The sequence below is a fragment of the Citrobacter sp. Ce104 genome (assembly GCF_030334595.1).
Taxonomy (GTDB): Bacteria; Pseudomonadota; Gammaproteobacteria; order Enterobacterales; family Enterobacteriaceae; genus Citrobacter; species Citrobacter europaeus.
Genome location: NZ_JAOWDP010000066.1, coordinates 140,814 through 161,269 on the forward strand (window position 1 = coordinate 140,814; position 20,456 = coordinate 161,269).

Below are 20,456 nucleotides of genomic sequence, written 5' to 3' on the forward strand. Positions count from 1 at the left end.
CTTATCGTACAACCCAGCAGGCCGGATAAACGCCAGGTGATTACCAGGCGGTATGGTATAGCTCGACGATATCCCCAAGGCTCGCTTCACGCGGATTTCCCCCGGTACAAACATCGTCAAATGCCGCCTGCGCCAGTGCAGGAATATCCTCTTTGCGTACGCCAACATCGCGTAAATGCAGTGGGATCCCTACATCACGGTTAAGGGCGAAGACAGCATCCACCGCCGCTTTACGTGCTTCTGCCAGCGTCAGGCCTTCAACCTTAACCCCCATCGCCCGGGCGATATCGCGGAATTTTTCCCCGGTAAATTCGGCGTTATAGTGCATCACGTGCGGCAGCAAAATGGCATTCGCAACGCCGTGCGGCGTGTTGTAAAACGCGCCTAACGGATGTGCCATGCCATGCACTAATCCCAGGCCAACGTTGGAAAAACCCATTCCGGCAACGTACTGGCCCAGCGCCATCGCTTCACCCGCCTGGCTATCGCCCGCGACCGAACCGCGTAATGCCCCGGCAATAATTTCGATGGCTTTGATGTGCAGCGCATCGGTAAGCGCCCACGCCGCCCGCGTGATGTACCCTTCAATGGCATGAGTCAGTGCATCCACTCCTGTGGCGGCTTTTAATGCAGCGGGCATGCCGTCCATCATGTCAGCATCGATGAACGCCACCTGCGGGATGTCATGTGGATCGACACAAACAAACTTACGCCGGTTCTCTTCGTCAGTGATCACGTAGTTAATGGTCACTTCCGCTGCCGTTCCCGCGGTGGTTGGGACTGCCATAACCGGTACGCTCGGGCTGCGCGTCGGCGATAACCCTTCAAGGCTGCGCACATCTGCAAACTCAGGGTTATTATGGATAATGCCAATCGCTTTACAGGTATCCTGCGGGGAGCCTCCGCCGATGGCTATCAGATAGTCTGCGCCACTTTGCTGAAACATACCCAATCCTTCCTGCACCACCGCAATGGTTGGGTTAGGGATAACGCCTGAATAGATTTCCCATGCCAGACCTGCAGCATCCATTCGGGAAGTCACCTTTTCAACAACGCCGCACTGTACCAGATTTTTATCTGTCACAATCAACGCCTTGCGATAACCACGACGGATGACTTCATCGGTTAACGCGCCAACAGCTCCCCGGCCAAACCATGCCGTTTCGTTCAGAATCATTCTGTTCGCCATCGTATATCTCCTTTTCGCTATGCGAAATTACTCTTCAATGCGTAATCCGTAAGATTTGAATTTCTCCAGCACAATGGCGATCTCTTCGTCATCCAGCACCGGAACTGGGTCAACAATCGCCAGCGTGCTCAGATACAGGCGGGCCAGAACTTCCACTTCATGCGCCAACCACAGTGCTTTTTCTAAATTCGCTTCACAAGCAATCAACCCATGGTGCTGTAAAAGCGTTGCCTTACGGTTTTTCAGGGCGACGCTCACATGCTCTGACAGCTCTCGTGTACCAAACGTCGCATAAGGCGCACACGGAATAGAGTTTCCCCCCGCCGCTGCAATCATGTAGTGAATTGCCGGGATAGGGCGATTGAGAATTGAAACGGCGGTGCAGTGTACGGCATGGTTATGGACAACCGCATTGGCATCCGGACGCGTCTGGTATGCCGCCAGGTGAAAACGCCATTCACTGGAGGGTAATTGTCCTTTATCATATTTCCCGTCGTTATCTACATACACGATCATGTTTTCAGTAAGTCTTTCGTAAGGAATACCGCTGGGCGTGATCAGCATCCCGTTTTCATAACGCGCACTCACATTTCCCGCCGTCCCCTGATTCAATCCAAGGCTGGTCATTTCCAGACAGGTTTCAATGATTTCTCGCGACAAACGCATTCTTTCCATAATGATTCTCCGGGTACAGTTTCCCCTCGTCTTTATTGCGAAAAATGCAGCCGCAGAATAAGACGGGTCAGGTTTCAGGTACAGGCAACCACTGAATGTATTTATTCAGATTCAGTTGGCCGATTTATTTTTAGCGACGAATTATGGTTGTCTTACGCGCTTAATTAGTTTCATTTCAACTTTTACAGTTTCTTTAATTGGCCGGTCATCAATAGCACTCATCATCATATCGAATGCTTTTTCCGCCCAGACATTTTCATCCTGTTGCATTGACCAGACATTATTGGCGAGGAATCCCAGCATTGGGTGTTCATCGAATGTCCCAATATTAATTTCTGGTGGAATAGTGCCTAAACGATTACGAATAGCGTTAATGGCCCCTTCCAGTACGGGTAATGATGAGGCGATAAATGCCTGCGGACAGTCCTGTTCACCGATCAACTCATCCATGAGTCGATAACCACCTTCAGGTGTGTTATCCGGACCTTCGCGCACCCAATCTCTGTGAAAAATACCATTATTGTTCAATGCATTAAGATAACCTTGCAAACGGTCACCAATGCTGGGTAATCCGGTATCCCCTACTAAAAACCAGATCGGCGACTTTCCAGCGTCAAACAAACTTTGCGTCAATTTTTCGCCGCCCAAAATGTTATGACTTTCAACCAGTGCGTTGTCGGTATACTTAAAATCACGGTCAAGCAACACCATTGGTTTCCTGACCTGACGTAAATGGTGTTGCTGATTCTCTAACGTTGAAGGAACAATAAAAAGGCCATCGACATTGCGCGCGATTAACGCTTTGGTCAGTTTATTTTCGTAATCAACATCGTCATAGGTACAGCTAATCGTTAGCTGATAACCAGAACGGCGACAGCGTTGCTCAAGTTTTTCTGCAAGTGTGGCAAAAAACACGTTGGAAATATTAGGGACTATCAATCCTAACGTATCCGTTTTATTCAATTTCAGGCTGCGTGCTGAATGGTTAATGACGTAACCATAGCGCTCGACATATTCATTAATACGCGTTTGGGTTTTGACACTGATTCGATATTGCTCTGCTTTCCCGTTCAGCACCAGTCGTACGGTCGTAACCGATAAATTCAGATCGCTGGCTATCTGTTCTACTGTTTTAGCCATTTATATGCCCCAGTTCACATCCAAAAACGTCAATCCCCAATCATAAAAGTATTTTAAACTTTTGTCTTACTGCATAAGTTGGTTAATCGCCTGCTGCTGATCCCACAGCATCAGATAAGCCTGGTATTTACGATCATAGAAGTTCCGCCGTGCTGGGTTAGCCTTGATCACCTCGCCCGATCGAACCATCGCCTGACATGCGGACGGAATCGTGGTCCACGCGCCGCATGCCACCGCGCCGGTAATGGCCGCACCTAACGTTACCGCATCCTCTTCCTGCATAAGATGAATATCACATCCGGTGGCATCGGCATATTCTCGCAACCACAGTGGGTTATGCGTTGCGCCGCCGCACAGCGTCAGACGGGAAATGGTGTGACCGTTTTCGCGCATCACCTCCATAATATGTCGCGTACCGCAGGCGATCGCCTGTATTGTCGCCAGGTACAGACGAGCAACCTGCATCTCGCCTCGTTCCAGCGTTAAACCACACACACTCCCCCGGGCATCGGGTCGCGCGCGCGGCGAACGATTACCGTGGTGATCGGCCAGCACATGCAAATAACGACCAGGCTCTGACTCCTGCTCCTCAAGTGCTGCAACCCACTCATTAACTAAAACGATGGGATGGCACCCCCGCGCTTCAGCTTTGTTAAACAGCTCAGCGCTGGCACCTGACTCCTGAAGCGTCCAGTCGACTAACGCCCCGGCGGCGCTTTGTCCCCCTTCCGTCAGCCAGTAGCCTGGCAGCATGGCTGACCAGTATGGTCCCCATACGCCTGGCGTATGAATTTCGTGCCGGCTGCACAGCATATGGCAATTTGACGTTCCGCTGATCAGCGCCAACGTCCCCTCAGGCTCGGCACCAGCTAGCGCCACTCCGCCTGCATGGGCATCAATCATTCCACTGGCGACGACCACTGCAGTCGTCAGCCCCAGCGCCTGGGCCGCATCGCTGCTAAGCGTTCCAACGCCAGCGCCTGGCGGCAGAATACGCGACGGGATTTTGCCCAATAAATCCGTTAATTCAACGGCATCGAGCAGGGAGTGGCTGAAGCGTTGTTCATGTGCCAGATAGTTCCATTTACAGGTTAGCGTGCACAACCCCGCAACATCAGTGGCGGTAGCTTTAGAGACCAGAAAGTCCGCCAAATCGTAGAATCGATGCGCACTCTGCCAGGTGGCTGGAAAATGGTTTTTCAGCCATAGCACTTTGGGAAGCTCCATTTCGACGCTGACCTCACCGCCAACATAGCGCAGAGAGGGATCCTGCGTGGCGTTAATACGCTGCGTCTCCTGCGCCGCACGATGATCCATCCACATGATGATGTTATGGTCTGACGGTTCGCCGGGGGAAACCGCCAGTCCCCGCCCCTGTTCGTCCAGTGCTACCAATGAACAGGTGGCATCAAAACCCAATGAGCGAATATCCTCAATGCAAACCCCGGATGACGACACCGCCTCCTTCACTGCATGGCAAACCTGCTGCCAGATTTCTGCAGATGACTGCTCAACCCGCTCAGGACCTGGTCGAAACTGCGAGATGGAACGAGTCGCAAAAGCCAGCCGTTTGCCACTGGCATCAAAGACACCCGCCCTGACGCTGGCGGAACCGACATCCACACCGAGGAAATATCCACTGCCCATAGTAACTCCCTGACGCTGGCTAATGATGGGGCGAGCACCTCGCCCCAACGGTCTTATTTTTTACCGAATGGGTGTAACAGCTTGTCAATTTCTGGCGTATCAATATTCTTCGCGCTGACAAATTTCACCGGAATATCAATTTCTTTCGGTACAGACTGACCCGATACCGCTGCATTCAGCGTCTTAATACCCTGGTAGCCAATCTGATAAGCGTCCTGCACCACAAATCCCTGAATCACTCCGGACTTCAGGAAAGCAATGATTGCCTCGGTGCTATCAAAACCAATCACCTTCACTTTGCCTTTCAGATTTTGGCTATCAATAGCGTTTGCTACGCCAAGCGTTGAGCCTTCATTCGTACCATAAATTCCTGCGATATCCGGGTTGGCCTGGATCATATCGATGGTTTTATCCATCGCTTTTTGCGGATCGCCATCGCTGTACTGGACCGGTAGCACCTGGATATCCGGATATTTCTCCTTCATACGGGCAATAAACCCTTCCGAACGTTCAATCGCTGAAGAAGTCCCTGCTACGTGCGCAATAATGCCCACTTTCCCTTTGCTGCCCACTTCCGCTGCCAGCGCGTCTGCGGCTTCAGCACCGGCTTTTCGGTTATTCGTAGCGACAAAGCTCACCGGAATATCGGAATTCACGCCGGAGTCAAACGTCACAACTTTAATGCCGCGTGAATTTGCGGTCTCAACTAATGGCGCCAGCGCATTGGCATCTAACGCGGCCAGTAATAGCCCATTCGGTTTTTGCGCCATCGCGTTTTCAACTAACTGAATCTGCTCGGCAATCTGAGTTTCATCCGCCGGGCCAACATAGCTGGTTTTATCACCCAACTCTTTTGCTGCCGCTTCCGTCCCCATTTTTACGGTTTGCCAGAATTCATGCTGGAAACCTTTACTGACCACCGGAAGGTTCATATCTTTAGCCAATACGCTGGATGTCATACAGGCCAGCAGGGATAACGCATAGACAAAATTCCTGGTTCTCATTGTTTTACTCCGTTCTGAGTGAGTCACCCTAAACGTCAGGGTTATGATGCCCCGTGACTTCCGGGAGCGTAAATCAACGAATTTTTTTGCGTAATGTGTCGAGATAAACCGCGGCAATGACCACCACGCCCATGGCTACCATTTGCCAGAACTGGGAAACGCCCATCAGGTTCAGGCCATTCTTCAGCACGCTCATAATGAATGCGCCGATGATCGTGCCGCCGATGGTGCCAATTCCGCCCATCAGGCTCGTACCGCCAATAACAACCGCCGCGATGGCTTCCAGCTCATATCCCACGCCGACCGTTGGCTGACCAGAGTTCAAACGAGAGGCCAGAATCACCCCGGCAATCCCGGTCAGCAGACCACAAAAGGCGTAGACGAAAATTTTGACGCGCTGAACTTTAATACCGGAAAGATGTGCGGCCACCTCATTGCTACCCACGGCGTAAACATAGCGACCAATCACCGTTTTCTTCAGGATGTAGGCGGCGATTAACGCCACCACTACCAGGTAAAAAACGGGATAAGGCAGCACATCGAACAAACGTCCCTGGGCCAGCATTTTGAAGGTGGGGTAATCTGCGAAATAAATCGCACGACCATCCGTCATCACCATATTGATGCCTCTGACGGACATCATCAGGCCCAGCGTGGCAATAAAAGGCGGGATAGTCATTTTGGTGACCAGCAGGCCGTTGATATAGCCGCATAATCCCCCGGCCAGCACCCCCGCCAGAATACATACGGGCAGAGGCAGTCCCAGCGTGGCGCTGATACCGACCGCAACACCAGAAAAGGCCACGACCGAGCCAAGAGAAAGGTCGATTCCTGAAGTGATAATGACGAAGGTAACGCCAATCGCCATGATGCCAATCACCGACGTTTGCAGGGCAATTGTCATAATGTTTTCAGTGTTAAAGAAAAATGGCGAACCGAAGCTAAAAAATATTACTAAAATAATCAGACTCAAAAGCGGCGCAAGGCGCATTAAAAGTTCTTTATTAATTTTTATTTTCTTATTATTGCTGTCTGAAGAGGTTACAGAGATAGTCATAAATTAGTCCTCTAACGTCGCATATTGCATGATTTTTTCTTGTGTGGCGTCATCAGAAGCTAACTCCCCGGTAATACGTCCATTACGCATCACTAAAATGCGATCGCACATACCCAGCACTTCCGGTAATTCAGAGGAAATCATGATAATTGACTTCCCTTTTGCCACCAGTCGATTCATTAATTCATAAATTTCAAGTTTGGCACCCACATCAATACCGCGAGTTGGTTCGTCAAAGATGAGAATATCGGTATCTTTACATACCCATCTGGCAATAATAATTTTCTGCTGATTACCGCCACTTAAATTCAGTGCTGCCTGCTCTAAATGTGGTGTTTTAATACGTAGGGCCTTAACCTGTTCCTCGCTGGTTTTCTGACAACGTTTGCTGTCCACATTGCCATAACGGTCGGAATACTCAGGATAATTGCCCAACATGATATTGCGCTCAACGGACAGCCCTAATGCCAGCCCCTCTTTTTTTCTGTCCTCGGTTAAATAGCTGATGCCCTGTTTGATAGCATCAGGAATATCTTTAATTACCGTAACTTTGCCGTTTAGCTTGAGAGTTCCGCCATCAATGGGATCCGCACCAAAAATCGCCCGCGCCAGCTCAGTACGCCCTGCGCCCATCAAGCCGGCAAAGCCCAAAATTTCGCCCTGATACAGGGTGAAATCAATGTTGTTCAGTACGCCATTGCGCGTCAGACCACTTACTTCCAACACCGGCTTACGTTGAGCCAAAGGTCCACGACGAGGATAGATATTGCCGAGGTCACGCCCAACCATCATGGCAATCAGATCGCTAATTTTAACCGCATCATAATCTACGGTGGCAATAAACTGACCATCCCTCATCACCGTCGCGCGGTCGGCTATCAGCGCCAGTTCCTCCAGCCTGTGCGAGATATAAACAATGCCTGTTCCCTGTTCCTTCAACAAACGGGTCACCTGAAATAAGCTGTCGATTTCCGTTTCCGTCAGTGCCGCCGTCGGTTCATCCATAATAAGGATCTTGGCATTCACCGATATCGCTTTAGCAATCTCAACCATTTGTTGTTGCGCGACGGTCAGATCGGCCACCAGCGTTTCTGGTGAAATATTCAGGTTTAATTTTTGCAAAATATCGATAGCGGCCTGTCGCTGCTGTTTTTCATCCAGACGCCAGCGATTATTTTTGCAAAACTCCCTGCCAATAAATATATTTTCTTCTACTGTGAGTTCAGGGAATAGATTGAATTCCTGGTGAATAATAGTGATACCTGCGCTTTGTGCGCTCAGTGGGTTCGCAAAAGTAACAGGTTGCCCTTCGAAAATAATATCTCCTTCATCAGGCTGATAAACACCGGATAAAATCTTCATCAACGTAGACTTTCCTGCGCCATTCTCACCCAGCAGCGCATGAACCTCACCTTTGCGTAAAGCAAAATCCACATTACTCAACGCTAATACGCCGGGAAAACGTTTCGTAATATGACTCATCTGTAAAAATGTTTCAGACATTGCTGCTTTCCTCAATATACAGAAACTGCAATCAGTGAATCAGGCGAAAAAACGTTGCCAGGAAGCCATCGTCACCGTTAATGCGAATACTACCTTCACGTTCATATGCGTTTTATCAATCATGCTAACTCGAGTTAGCGAATTGCCTTTTAAAGCTATTTTAGCTACTCAAATTAGCCAAATCATTTGGTTTAAAACTGTGACGCTGAACAGACAATTTATTGCAACCAATTAATTTTAAAGAATTTATCTAAAAAAATGCGACCTGGTTTATTTGACGCAGATCGAATTTTAACCACTTCTCGTGAAGCCTCTCACAGTTCCACAACAAAAAAGTTGTGCAAAAAACTCTCTAATACCTAAGCTAACTCGAGTTAGCAAAAATGGGTTATTCAGCCAACTGCGACGGTGGTGTTCAAAATCCGCTTTTGCAGCACGGCATAAAGTGAGATGAGGAACCTCGAATGAAAAAAAATAGCTTGCCGAAAATTGGCATTCGTCCGGTGATTGATGGGCGCCGTATGGGTGTTCGCGAATCGCTCGAAGAGCAAACCATGAATATGGCTAAAGCCACCGCTGCGCTGATCGCTGAGAAACTTCGTCACGCCTGCGGCGCGCAAATTGAATGTGTGATCGCCGATACCTGCATTGCCGGGATGGCTGAATCTGCCGCCTGCGAAGAAAAATTCAGCAGCCTGAATGTGGGCGTGACAATCACTGTTACCCCATGCTGGTGCTACGGTAGCGAAACAATCGATATGGATCCGATGCGCCCGAAAGCTATCTGGGGCTTCAACGGTACCGAGCGTCCGGGGGCCGTTTATCTGGCCGCTGCACTGGCTGCGCATAATCAAAAAGGACTTCCCGCCTTCTCTATTTATGGCCATGACGTTCAGGATGCCGGCGACACCACGATCCCTGCCGATGTGGAAGAAAAATTGCTGCGTTTTGCCCGCGCGGGCTTAGCAGTTGCCAGTATGAAGGGCAAAAGCTATCTGTCCGTAGGCGGCGTTTCAATGGGCATTGCCGGCTCAATTGTCGATCATAACTTCTTTGAATCCTGGCTGGGAATGAAGGTTCAACCCGTTGATATGACTGAACTGCGTCGTCGCATCGACCAAAAAATCTATGATGAAGCTGAGCTGGAAATGGCGCTGGCCTGGGCGGACAAAAACTTCCGCTACGGCGAGGATCAGAATGCGCAGCAATATAAGCGTAACGCAGAGCAAAGCCGGGCTGTGCTGAAAGAAAGTCTGCTGATGGCCATGTGCATTCGCGACATGATGCAGGGTAACCAGAAGCTGGCCGACAAAGGTCGGATTGAAGAGTCGCTGGGGTACAACGCGATTGCCGCAGGCTTCCAGGGCCAGCGTCACTGGACCGATCAATATCCGAATGGTGATACCGCCGAAGCCCTGCTCAACAGCTCCTTTGACTGGAATGGCATACGCGAACCGTTTGTTGTCGCCACCGAAAACGACAGCCTGAACGGCGTGGCGATGCTGTTTGGTCATCAACTCACCGGCACGGCGCAGGTCTTTGCCGATGTGCGCACCTACTGGTCGCCAGAGGCGGTTGAACGCGTCACGGGGAAACCACTGACCGGCCTTGCTGAGCACGGCATTATTCACCTGATTAACTCCGGCTCGGCAGCACTGGACGGCTCCTGCAAACAGCGCGACGGCGCAGGGAAACCGACTATGAAGCCGCACTGGGAGATCGCGCAGAAAGAGGTCGATGATTGCCTGGCGGCAACCGAATGGTGTCCGGCTATTCACGAATACTTCCGCGGCGGCGGCTACTCCTCTCGCTTCCTGACCGAGGGTGGCGTGCCGTTCACCATGACTCGCATCAACATCATCAAAGGCCTGGGGCCGGTGCTACAAATCGCGGAAGGCTGGAGCGTGGAATTACCGAAAGATATGCATGACCAGCTCGATGCGCGTACCAACTCTACCTGGCCGACCACCTGGTTTGCCCCGCGCTTAACCGGTAAAGGCCCGTTCAGCGATGTCTATTCAGTGATGGCAAACTGGGGCGCAAACCACGGTGTGTTGACGATTGGTCACGTGGGCGCGGACTTTATTACGCTCGCCGCCATGCTGCGTATCCCGGTTTGCATGCACAACGTGGAAGACGAGAAAATTTACCGTCCTTCAGCCTGGGCAGCCCACGGAATGGATATGGAAGGCCAGGATTATCGCGCCTGCCAGAACTACGGCCCGCTGTATAAGCGTTAATGCGACTCCGCCCGGTGGCGCAAGCTTACCGGGCCTACAGGAGCACAACGTGTAGGCCGGATAAGGCGTTTACGCCGCCATCCGGCAACGTCTCGGGAGCGATTATGAAACAAGACGTTATTCTGGTCCTCGATTGCGGCGCGACCAACGTGCGGGCAATCGCCGTTGACCGACAGGGAAAGATTGTCGCCCGCGCTGCGACCCCGAATGCCAGCGACACCGCAACAGAAAATAGTAGCTGGCATCAATGGTCGCTGGAGGCCATTCTGCAACGCTTCGCCGAATGCTGTCAGCGACTCAAAACGCAGCTGGCCGCCTGCCATATCCGCGGGATCGCCGTCACCACCTTCGGCGTAGACGGCGCGTTGGTTGATAAAACCGGCAAGCAACTGTATCCGGTAATCAGTTGGAAATGCCCACGCACCGCAGCGGTAATGGAAACTATCCACCGCTATATGTCACTGCAGCAGTTGCAGGAAATCTCCGGCGTCGGCGCGTTTAGCTTTAATACGCTGTATAAACTGGTGTGGCTCAAAGAAAACCATCCGCAATTACTGGAACAGGCGCATGCCTGGCTATTTATCTCATCGCTTATCAACCACCGATTAACCGGCGAGTTCACCACCGATATCACCATGGCGGGCACCAGCCAGATGCTGGATATCCGCCAGCGCGATTTTAGTCATGACATTTTGCAAGCAACAGGCATACCGCGTCGTCTGTTCCCACGCCTGGTAGAAGCTGGCGAACAGATTGGGATTCTGCAGCCAGAGGCCGCCAGCCAGCTCGGGCTTGCGGCGGGTATTCCGGTCATTTCTGCCGGACACGACACGCAGTTTGCGCTATTTGGCGCAGGGGCGCAGCCCGATGAACCGGTGCTCTCTTCCGGCACATGGGAGATTCTGATGGTGCGCAGTGCACAGGTAGATACCTCCCAGCTCAGCCATTATGCGGGTTCCACCTGTGAACTGGATAGCCAGGCAGGACTGAAAAACCCCGGCATGCAGTGGCTGGCTTCCGGTGTTCTCGAGTGGGTACGTAAGCTACTGTGGACTGCCGACACCCCCTGGCAGACGCTGATTGATGAAGCCCTGGCTATTCCCGCAGGTGCCGAAGGGGTGAAGATGCACTGCGACTTGTTGGCCTGTCAGAATGCGGGCTGGCGAGGGGTTACGCTCAATACCACCCGCGGGCACTTTTATCGCGCCGCGCTGGAAGCGCTCACAGAACAGTTGCAGCGAAATCTGCACACGCTGGAAAAAATCGGTCATTTTCAGGCCACGGAACTGCTGTTGGTTGGTGGAGGAAGCCGCAACGCATTGTGGAATCAGATCAAAGCGAATGTACTCGGGATCCCTGTCAAAGTGCTGGATGATGCCGAAACCACCGTGGCCGGGGCCGCGATGTTTGCCTGGTCAGGCATCGGGGAATTTACCTCTCCCGAACAGGCACGCACGCAGGTGTGCTACCAATACCGTTACTTCTATCCGCAAACCGAATCCGAACTGACAGGAGTCGTGTAACATGCTCAAAACAATATCTCCCTTAATTTCCCCAGATCTACTGAAGGTGCTGGCTGAAATGGGACACGGTGATGAGATTATCTTTTCCGATGCCCACTTCCCGGCCCACAGCATGGGACCGCAGGTCATTCGCGCAGATGGTCTACTGGTCAGCGATCTGCTGCAGGCGATTATTCCACTGTTTGAACTGGACAGCTACGCCCCACCACTGGTGATGATGGCCGCTGTTGAAGGCGACACCCTCGATCCTGATGTCGAGTCACGTTATCGTCAGGCGCTTTCACTACAAACCCCCTGCCCAGATATCACACGTATTGACCGCTATGCCTTCTATGACCGCGCGCAACAGGCGTTTGCGATCGTTATCACAGGAGAGCGGGCAAAGTACGGGAATATTCTATTAAAAAAAGGGGTAACGCCGTAATCTCTGGTCTGAATGCCCGTCAGCTACGGGCATTCATCAAAAGATAAGGATCAGAACATGAAAGCGGCGCGCCAGCAGGCAATTGTAGATCTACTTACTCACCACAAAAGTCTGACAACCGAAGCCCTTTCTTTGCAGCTTAACGTCAGCAGAGAGACCATCCGCCGCGATCTCAGTGAGTTACAAGCCCAGGGAAAAGTGTTGCGTAATCACGGGCGGGCCAAAGTGATTCACCGGGAAGATCAGGACAGCGGCGACCCGTTTCATATGCGACGCAAAAGCCACTATGCCCACAAAGCACATATTGCCCGCGAAGCGCTGGCATGGATCGAAGAAGGTATGGTGATAGCCTTAGACGCCAGCTCAACCTGCTGGTATCTGGCGCGACAGTTACCGGACATCAACATTCACGTTTTTACCAACAGCCAGCCCATCTGCCAGGAATTGGCTAAACGTGAACACATTCAGCTTATCAGCTCCGGCGGTCGCCTCGAGCGTAAATACGGATGCTACGTTAACCCCTCGCTTATCTCGCAGCTCAAACCACTCGACATCGACCTGTTTATTTTTTCCTGCGAAGGGATCGACCGCGACGGCGCGCTCTGGGACTCAAATGCGACCAACGCCGACTTCAAGTCCATCTTGCTTAAGCGTGCAGCGCAATCATTATTGCTGATTGATAAAAGCAAATTTAATCGTTCGGGGGAGGCCCGGATTGGGCATCTGGATGATGTGACGCATATTGTTTCGGATACGCCGCTGATTGAAACAATTCAGGCCGAATAAGGCGGTTATGCCTTGATCCGGCCTTCAATTTTATCTTATCGCTCGTCGCGACGACCGCCGACGGCAGCCCACAGGCGACGTACATGCACGGTCACTTCTTCACGGTCATGATACAGCTGACGCGCCTGAATCTGGGCATTTACGCCATGCTCGTCAAGCTGCGCCTGAATGTAAGCCAGATTTTGCGACACTTCTTCGTAGCGTTTTTTCATCGGCAGCTTGAGGTTGAAGATAGTCTCACGACACCAGCCGTTGACCAGCCACTGCGCCATCAGGGCGGCAACCTTCGCGGGCTTCTCCACCATGTCGCAAACCATCCACGAAATGTTGTTACGATTCGGGCGATACTTAAATCCGTCTTCGCGCAGCCATGTAACCTGTCCGGTATCCATCAGGCTTTGCGCCATCGGACCATTATCCACGGAATAAACCCACATGTTGCGTTTAACCAGTTGATAGGTCCAACCGCCGGGGCATGCGCCTAAATCCACCGCATACATTCCGTTAGCCAGACGCTCATCCCATTCATCAGCTGGGATAAACACGTGCAGCGCTTCTTCCAGCTTCAGCGTTGAACGGCTTGGCGCATCGGCCGGGAACTTCAGACGTGGAATACCCATGTAGAACGGGGAGTTATTGTCAGGCAAGGAATAGCCTGTATAGCAACAGCCAGGAGCGATAAAGAAAACGTGAACCACTGGACGTTTTGGCGTTTCATACTTTGCCAGCACGCCAGCTTCACGCAGCGCCGCGCGCAGCGGTACGGTAAATTTACGGCAAAATTTGACCAGCTCTTTGCTTTCATTGGTGTCAGCAACTTCGACACGCAGATCGCCGCCTTTTTCCACCACGCCCTGCAACATGCCGACAATTGGCGTAATACGGTCTTCCGGCGGTAAATATTGCAGTAGCTCGCCTACCACAAACATCTGGCGAGCAAAAATCAGCGAGCTAAACGGCAACTCTTTCACTAGCTTTTCGGCATCGTCCTGCTGATAGCATTCGAAGATGACGTAACCCGCATTGTCTTTCACGCGGGCAAAACCGAAGATTTCCCGGCGTCCTGCTTTATCCGTAATTTCTGCGGCGCACTCTTTTTCAAAACCCGGGCGACACAACAATACTACCTTATTCATGGCTAACGCCCTTACGTTTCAATCTAATAGCGCCCACTAACATCAGCGCCCAGCCCACAAGGAAGCTGAAACCACCAACGGGGGTAACAAACGCCCACAGGCGTAAATGAGAGAGCGCGAGGCAATAGAGGCTGCCGCTAAACAGCACCGTTCCCAATGCCAGAAACACGCTACTCCAGTAAAACCAAATGCTAATACGTCGCTGCATGGCGACGGCCAGACCAAAGATAGCCAACGTATGAAACGCCTGATACTCAAGGCCAGTCTGGATCCACCCCATCTCAACGACACCGAGGGTTTTACTCAGAACATGTGCCCCAAAGGCGCCCAACGCCACAAAGATAAAGCCACTTATGGCGGCAAAAATCAGCATAAAACGGCTGGTCATGTGAATACCCTACGTAAATTATTGTTCATAACGAAAGCGGAATTTTTCTTGTTCCGTGGCCGCTTTCGCCAGAATCCACTGACGGAAGGCGGCTATTTTACCCAGTTCTGCCTGACTGTCATGACAAACCAGATAAAATGCGTTTTTGCTGACCAGAACATCGTTAAACGGACAAACCAGACGTCCGGCTTCAATTTCGGATTGCGCCATGACGTTATTCGCCAGCGCAACCCCCTGTCCATGGATAGCAGCCTGTAGCACCATGGCGCTATGGCTGAAGATAGGTCCCTGCTGTACGTTGATATGATTCAGGCCAAGCTGACGCGTATAGGCTTGCCAGTCACGACGCGACGCATCGTGCAATAATGTGTGCTTAGCCAGGTCATCAGGCGCCTTCAGCGGTTTATCACCGGTCAATAATAGCGGCGAGCAGACCGGCAATAAATATTCAGCGTACAATTTTTCAACGCGCAGACCCGGCCAGTTGCCGCGTCCGTAGAAAATCGCCACATCAACATCGTCAGCCAGTTTGTCTTCCTGACGGTCCACCGCCTGGATCCTGACATCGATTCCCGGATAAGCTGAGTTAAAGCTAGAGAGTCTGGGCACCAGCCACTGGATCGCAAAACTGGGCAATAAACTAACGGTGAGCGCACCTTTTGCGCTGCGAGCCTGAAGCTTACGCGTCGCGTCGGTTAATTGCGAAAAAATCTCTTTGATGTCGAGGAAGTAACTTTGGCCTTCTTCCGTTAACAGCAAAGATCGATTGCGTCGACGAAACAGCTTTAGCCCCAGGAAATCCTCAAGAGACTTGATTTGATGACTTACTGCGGCCTGCGTCACAAAAAGCTCTTCTGCTGCGCGAGTAAAGCTCAAATGACGCGCTGCAGCATCAAAAACACGCAACGCATTTAAGGGTGGTAATCGTTTTGACATGACTTTTAGGCTTTGATGTTAAATGAATTTAACAATTATCTAACAGGCTGTAACCTATTAGTTTTTTTTATCTGAGCCATTATAAATTGTCCGTTGAGGTTCTACCAGCAAATACCTATAGTGGCGGCACTTCCTGAAGCCGGAACGAAAAGTTTTATCGGAATGCGTGTTCTGGTGGGCTTTTGGCTTACGGTTGTGATGTTGTGTTGTTGTGTTTGCAATTGGTCTGCGATTCAGACCATGGTAGCAAGGCTACCCTTTTTCACTTCCTGTACATTTACCCTGTCTGTCCATAGTGATTAATGTAGCACCGCCAACTTGCGGTGCTTTTTTTTGTCCGACTCTTTGTCGATGGACGACTGGTTAGTTATCCAGTTCTACCATCTCTTTCACATCGGTACGGTTAATCTGCTGTTTGTTGCCGTTAGCGTCTTTATACGAAATCATCCCCGTTTCATTATCAGTCTGTGGCTTACCATCAGACACGATTGATCGACCATCGTTGGTGTGCATCACGTAATTCGAACCGGAACAGGCGCTCAGGGCAAAAGTCAGCATACAAGCAGAGATAATTGCGGCAGTCTTTTTCATCTTCTTCTCCTTAAAGCGATTTATGCTATTAAAAATACACTCCGTAACAGGCAAAATTGCTCGCCTAACGCTAATTAGCATAAGACACTGCGCGGACTTTGCCAGGATATCCAGAGTATTCCGATGGTTAGCACAACTCTTGTATCAGCGCCATTTTTGCGCCACGATCGGTTTACTGAACTGAGGAATACCATGAACGCTTTTAACCCCGCGCAGTTTCGCGCCCAATTTCCCGCACTCAACGATGCTGGCGTTTATCTCGACAGCGCTGCTACGGCGCTGAAGCCGCAGGCGGTGATTGAAGCTACCCACCAGTTTTATAGCCTGAGCGCCGGGAACGTCCATCGCAGCCAGTTTGCCGAAGCACAACGCCTGACCGCACGCTATGAAGCCGCGCGGGGAAAAGTCGCAAGTCTGATTAATGCGCCGGATGACAAAACAATCGTCTGGACCCGCGGCACGACCGAGGCGATTAATATAGTTGCCCAAAGCTATGCGCGACCGCGCTTACAACCGGGCGATGAGATTATCGTTAGCGTGGCAGAACATCACGCCAACCTCGTGCCCTGGCTGATGGTGGCGGAGCAAACGGGAGCTAAGGTAGTCCGGCTGCCGCTCAATGCCCATTTATTGCCAGATGTTGAAAACCTCGCGCAACTCATTACTCCCCGCAGCCGCATTCTGGCGCTCGGGCAGATGTCGAACGTCACCGGCGGTTGCCCGGATCTGGCCCGCGCCATCACGCTCGCCCATGCGGCTGACATGGTGGTGATGGTTGATGGCGCCCAGGGTATTGTCCATTTCCCTGCTGACGTACAGCAGTTAGATATTGATTTCTATGCATTCTCGGGCCACAAACTGTATGGCCCGACCGGCATTGGCGTGCTGTACGGTAAACCTGAACTACTGGAAGCGATGTCTCCCTGGCTCGGCGGCGGCAAGATGATTAGTGAAGTCAGTTTTGATGGTTTCACCCCCCAGGCAGCGCCATGGAAGCTGGAGGCCGGTACGCCTAACGTTGCTGGCGTTATCGGGCTGAGCGCGGCGCTCGAATGGCTGGCGGACGTCGACGTTGCGCAGGCCGAAAACTGGAGCCGGGGTCTGGCGACGCTGGCAGAAGATGCGCTGGCAAAACGCCCCGGCTTTCGTTCCTTCCGCTGCCAGGATTCCAGTCTGCTAGCCTTTGATTTCGCTGGTGTTCATCACAGTGACATGGTCACTCTGCTGGCCGAATATGGCATTGCGCTACGCGCAGGGCAACATTGTGCGCAACCGCTGCTGGCAGAACTGGGCGTATCCGGGACGCTACGCGCCTCATTTGCACCTTATAATACCCAAAGTGATGTGGATGCGCTGGTCACAGCCGTGGACCGCGCGCTGGAAATATTGGTGGATTAATGACAAGCCCTCTGTTCGCCGGACACCCGTTTGGCACAACCGTAACCGAAGAGACGTTACGCAATACCTTTATCCCGCTCACTCAGTGGGAGGATAAATATCGCCAGCTGATTCTGCTGGGTAAGCAGTTGCCGGCGCTTCCGGATACGCTAAAAGCACAGGCCAAAGAAATTGCGGGCTGCGAAAACCGCGTCTGGTTGGGACATACCCTTCATGAGAATGGCACTCTGCATTTCTTCGGCGACAGCGAAGGTCGCATAGTACGCGGGCTGTTGGCGGTATTACTCACGGCGGTCGAAGGTAAAACCGCAGCCGAGTTACTGGCGCACTCGCCCATGGCATTATTTGACGAACTGGGTTTACGCGCGCAGCTTAGCGCCTCGCGTAGCCAGGGCCTGCATGCTCTTAACGAAGCTATTCTTGAGGCTGCTCAGAAAGCCGAATGACGGCGCTGATGTGTCTTATCCGGCCTACAACACCGCACGAACCGTAGGTCGGATAAGCACAGCGCTATCCGACACTATCAGAGTTGGCGCGCCGCTTTCGCCATCATCTTCTTCAGCGCATGTGAGACGGCAACAAAGCCAAAGGTGGCGGTCACCATAGTGGCTGCGCCAAATCCGGACGCGCAATCCATACGTTTTGGCCCTTCCGCCGTCGCTTTCATCGCACATACCGAGCCATCTGCCTGCGGGTAAACCAGCGCTTCGGTCGAGAACACACAGTCCACACCCAGTTTGCCTTTGCTGTTTTTCACTACGCCAAAATCGCTTTTCAGCCGCTCACGTAGCTTAGCCGCCAGCGGATCCTGAATGGTTTTTGCCAAATCAACGACCTGAATCTGCGTCGGGTCGATCTGCCCGCCAGCACCGCCGGTAGTCACCAGCGGAATTTTATTACGCCGACAATAAGCAATCAGTGCCGCTTTTGGGCGCACGCTATCAATCGCATCAATGACATACGAAAATCCCGCACTCATATACTCAGCAACGTTTTCTGGCGTAACAAAATCATCGACCACGCTAACACGGCACTCCGGGTTAATCTGGCGGATACGTTCTGCCATCACTTCAGCTTTTGCCAGGCCGACGTTATCGCGCAGAGCATGGATCTGGCGGTTAGTATTGGTGACGCACACATCATCCATATCGATAAGTGTAATGGCACCAATGCCGGTACGCGCCAGCGCTTCCGCCGCCCATGACCCCACTCCGCCAATTCCAACCACACAAACATGCGATTGGGCAAACAGCTGCAACGCATTTTCGCCATACAGACGCGCCGTACCGCCAAAACGCTGGCGCCAGGCATCACTGATTACCACAGACATAGAACCTCAAATATAGAAAACAAAAAGAGCGGACAAATACCGCCCTTGATGACTGCATCACTGCCTGATGGCGGCTACGCCTTATCAGGCCTACTCAATAATGTAGGCCGGATAAGCGAAGCGCCATCCGGCAATTAACCGCTAAAAACGTTACCCGCACCCGGCGCTGTTTTCAGTACCCATACGCGACCGTAGTGATTATACCACCCGGCACGGTGTCCGGCGTCAGCCCCAATGCCCTGGTAGATATCGAAGTGTTGCCCTTTAATCGCCCCACCCACATCTAACGCCACCATCAGACGCAGTTCGTACTGACCAGTAAACTTGCCGTTGTTGTCCAGTAACGGAACTTCCGCCAGTAACGTTGTGCCCGCAGGAATGATACTACGGTCAGAAGCCACGGATGCACGGCCAATCAACGGTACCGCGCTGGCCCCTTTTACCGGAGCAAAAGATTGCGGTTTAAAGAAGACAAACGATGGGTTCTGCTCCAGCAGCTCACGCACTTCGGCCTCGCTGTGCGTTTCTCCCCAGTGGCGAATGGCCTGCATCGACATATCTTCTTTTTTCACTTCGCCACGGTCGATAAGCACTTTGCCGATACTGCGATAGGCGTGGCCGTTTTTCCCGGAATAGCTAAAGAAGTTGAGTGGGCTGCCATCGCCAAAATCGATGTAACCACTGCCCTGAACATCCATAATGAAGTTATCCATCAGGGAGTTGCTGTACGCCAGAATGTAATTATCGCTTAGCGCGCCAGCGTAGATCTCGGCACGAGAGGGTAAGCGCCCACGTTTTGGCGGCATACGATAGATAGGATACTGAAACTCGCCCTGACGCGTATGGCGCGCCTGAATCACCGGCGTGTAGTAACCGGTAAACTGGACGTTACCGTAATTGTCCGCCCCTTCCATTTGCCAGGCATCAATACCAAACTGGCGCATACTGCGCGTATCACCGCCCGCGCGTAGCCATTGCTGGATAGCGTTGTAGACGTTGCTCTGGTTACCGTACAAACGCGGCGAAGCGCTGCGAATTTGATTAACCTGCTCGGCGAAATCACCGGCATTGATTGGTGCGCCAACCGCATCAGGCTGGTTCACCAGTGAGAAAGGCTGGGTAAATTTCCCGTCTTTATACTGCTGCCCACGATCGGTGGGTTTTGAGGAACACGCGGCGAGCATCGCGACTACTGCTCCCGCCAGAAGATATTTTGCCCAACGTCCTTTCATTGTTCTCGTCTTATGTTGCCTGAATGCGAGACGAAGATAACAAACCCCCGTACCTAATGAAATGCGTATACATACCCCGACGCAAATTTTGAGCAAAAAATAATCCAGAATGCGTTGTTTTTGTTCATTTTCACCCTAAAAACGTGATCAAGGTGAAAAAAGGGTTGCATGAAAATGCGAGCAGAGTATAGTGCGCATCCACGGACGCGGGGTGGAGCAGCCTGGTAGCTCGTCGGGCTCATAACCCGAAGGTCGTC

At 51.9% G+C, this 20,456-nt stretch carries 19 protein-coding genes; 6 read left to right on the forward strand and 13 right to left on the reverse strand.

Annotation, left to right across the window (positions count from 1 at the left end; translation table 11 throughout):
* Window positions 1-40 precede the first annotated feature (40 nt).
* The 7 genes from fucO to OGW16_RS17030 form a co-directional block, all read right to left on the reverse strand.
* The gene (gene fucO, locus OGW16_RS17000) at window positions 41-1,189 is read right to left on the reverse strand and encodes a lactaldehyde reductase (RefSeq protein WP_286515118.1); all 1,149 of its coding nucleotides are present in this window, start codon (window positions 1,187-1,189) and stop codon (window positions 41-43) included.
* 27 nt (window positions 1,190-1,216) lie between these two features.
* The gene (fucA, locus tag OGW16_RS17005; protein WP_003034062.1) at window positions 1,217-1,864 is read right to left on the reverse strand and encodes an L-fuculose-phosphate aldolase; all 648 of its coding nucleotides are present in this window, start codon (window positions 1,862-1,864) and stop codon (window positions 1,217-1,219) included.
* A gap of 141 nt (window positions 1,865-2,005) precedes the next feature.
* Window positions 2,006-3,004, reverse strand: coding sequence for a LacI family DNA-binding transcriptional regulator (locus OGW16_RS17010; RefSeq protein ID WP_043017413.1), 999 nt, complete (start codon window positions 3,002-3,004; stop codon window positions 2,006-2,008).
* A 66-nt stretch (window positions 3,005-3,070) separates the two neighbouring features.
* Window positions 3,071-4,651, reverse strand: coding sequence for an FGGY-family carbohydrate kinase (locus OGW16_RS17015; protein WP_047409018.1), 1,581 nt, complete (start codon window positions 4,649-4,651; stop codon window positions 3,071-3,073).
* Between the two features lie 53 nt (window positions 4,652-4,704).
* Entirely contained in the window at window positions 4,705-5,655 is a 951-nt protein-coding gene (locus OGW16_RS17020; protein WP_003034057.1) for an ABC transporter substrate-binding protein, read from the reverse strand.
* A gap of 73 nt (window positions 5,656-5,728) precedes the next feature.
* Window positions 5,729-6,712, reverse strand: coding sequence for an ABC transporter permease (locus tag OGW16_RS17025; protein WP_003034055.1), 984 nt, complete (start codon window positions 6,710-6,712; stop codon window positions 5,729-5,731).
* Window positions 6,713-6,715: 3 nt separating this feature from the next.
* Window positions 6,716-8,215: a sugar ABC transporter ATP-binding protein gene (locus tag OGW16_RS17030; RefSeq protein ID WP_043017415.1), complete on the reverse strand. Its 1,500-nt coding sequence runs from the start codon at window positions 8,213-8,215 to the stop codon at window positions 6,716-6,718.
* 464 nt (window positions 8,216-8,679) lie between these two features.
* On the opposite strand from OGW16_RS17030, the gene fucI reads away from it, so the two are divergent.
* The 4 genes from fucI to fucR all read left to right on the forward strand — a co-directional run bounded on the left by fucI (window position 8,680) and on the right by fucR (window position 13,188).
* Entirely contained in the window at window positions 8,680-10,455 is a 1,776-nt protein-coding gene (gene fucI, locus OGW16_RS17035) for an L-fucose isomerase (RefSeq protein ID WP_100194794.1), read from the forward strand.
* A gap of 104 nt (window positions 10,456-10,559) precedes the next feature.
* Entirely contained in the window at window positions 10,560-11,978 is a 1,419-nt protein-coding gene (gene fucK / locus OGW16_RS17040; RefSeq protein WP_286518640.1) for an L-fuculokinase, read from the forward strand.
* 1 nt (window position 11,979) lies between these two features.
* On the forward strand, window positions 11,980-12,402 hold the full coding sequence (gene fucU, locus OGW16_RS17045; RefSeq protein WP_043017418.1) for an L-fucose mutarotase: 423 nt from the start codon (window positions 11,980-11,982) through the stop codon (window positions 12,400-12,402).
* A gap of 57 nt (window positions 12,403-12,459) precedes the next feature.
* On the forward strand, window positions 12,460-13,188 hold the full coding sequence (fucR, locus tag OGW16_RS17050; RefSeq protein WP_043017419.1) for an L-fucose operon activator: 729 nt from the start codon (window positions 12,460-12,462) through the stop codon (window positions 13,186-13,188).
* 35 nt (window positions 13,189-13,223) lie between these two features.
* Here fucR and rlmM read toward each other — a convergent pair whose 3' ends face one another.
* The 4 genes from rlmM to OGW16_RS17070 form a co-directional block, all read right to left on the reverse strand.
* Window positions 13,224-14,324, reverse strand: a complete 1,101-nt coding sequence (gene rlmM / locus OGW16_RS17055) for a 23S rRNA (cytidine(2498)-2'-O)-methyltransferase RlmM (protein ID WP_043017420.1) — start codon at window positions 14,322-14,324, stop codon at window positions 13,224-13,226.
* Window positions 14,317-14,712 (reverse strand): DUF423 domain-containing protein, encoded by a 396-nt coding sequence (locus OGW16_RS17060; RefSeq protein ID WP_005130969.1) that lies wholly within the window; start codon window positions 14,710-14,712, stop codon window positions 14,317-14,319. Before OGW16_RS17060 ends, rlmM begins: the two co-directional genes overlap by 8 nt.
* 18 nt (window positions 14,713-14,730) lie before the next feature.
* Window positions 14,731-15,648 (reverse strand): glycine cleavage system transcriptional regulator GcvA, encoded by a 918-nt coding sequence (gene gcvA / locus OGW16_RS17065; RefSeq protein ID WP_043017421.1) that lies wholly within the window; start codon window positions 15,646-15,648, stop codon window positions 14,731-14,733.
* A gap of 363 nt (window positions 15,649-16,011) precedes the next feature.
* On the reverse strand, window positions 16,012-16,239 hold the full coding sequence (locus tag OGW16_RS17070; RefSeq protein WP_016154261.1) for a YgdI/YgdR family lipoprotein: 228 nt from the start codon (window positions 16,237-16,239) through the stop codon (window positions 16,012-16,014).
* A gap of 192 nt (window positions 16,240-16,431) precedes the next feature.
* Here OGW16_RS17070 and csdA point away from each other — a divergent pair, with 192 nt between their 5' ends.
* Together csdA and csdE are read left to right on the forward strand one after the other, a co-directional pair.
* Window positions 16,432-17,637: a cysteine desulfurase CsdA gene (csdA, locus tag OGW16_RS17075; protein WP_286518641.1), complete on the forward strand. Its 1,206-nt coding sequence runs from the start codon at window positions 16,432-16,434 to the stop codon at window positions 17,635-17,637.
* Entirely contained in the window at window positions 17,637-18,083 is a 447-nt protein-coding gene (csdE, locus tag OGW16_RS17080) for a cysteine desulfurase sulfur acceptor subunit CsdE (protein ID WP_043017423.1), read from the forward strand. The genes csdA and csdE overlap by 1 nt, the downstream gene beginning before the upstream one ends.
* A 77-nt stretch (window positions 18,084-18,160) precedes the next feature.
* Here the strand turns inward: csdE and tcdA are convergent, their stop codons facing one another.
* Entirely contained in the window at window positions 18,161-18,967 is an 807-nt protein-coding gene (gene tcdA / locus OGW16_RS17085) for a tRNA cyclic N6-threonylcarbamoyladenosine(37) synthase TcdA (protein ID WP_047409008.1), read from the reverse strand.
* A gap of 134 nt (window positions 18,968-19,101) precedes the next feature.
* Window positions 19,102-20,199, reverse strand: coding sequence for a murein transglycosylase A (gene mltA, locus OGW16_RS17090; protein WP_003034021.1), 1,098 nt, complete (start codon window positions 20,197-20,199; stop codon window positions 19,102-19,104).
* Window positions 20,200-20,456: the final 257 nt, after the last annotated feature.